The sequence below is a fragment of the Roseomonas sp. KE2513 genome (assembly GCF_016107305.1).
Classification (GTDB): domain Bacteria; phylum Pseudomonadota; class Alphaproteobacteria; order Acetobacterales; family Acetobacteraceae; genus Roseomonas.
Genome location: NZ_RCVR01000217.1, coordinates 1 through 239, shown reverse-complemented (window position 1 = coordinate 239; position 239 = coordinate 1). Strand labels below are relative to the sequence as shown.

Genomic DNA, 239 nt, shown 5'->3' with positions numbered 1-239 from the left:
AGCGCAGGACCAACGCCATCGGCATATTCCCGAACGAGGTGGCAGTCGTTCGGCTCGTCGGCGCTCTGCTGCTGGAGCAATCCGACGAGCGGGCCACCCAGCGGTCACGCTACATGTCGCCGAAAGCCATGAGCGCCGTCAGCGATACTGGCCCCGTCAGGCTCGGCGCCGTGCCCGCCTGACCGGCGGTCCCACCCGCCAGGAGCAACCGCTCCCACACCAGGCACCGGGACACGACC

1 pseudogene is annotated in these 239 nt (G+C 69.5%); it reads left to right on the top strand.

The annotated features are described in order from the left end of the window. A pseudogene (locus D9599_RS31005) lies at positions 1 to 182 on the top strand (IS256 family transposase); the annotation flags it as partial. Positions 183 to 239 lie beyond the last annotated feature (57 nt).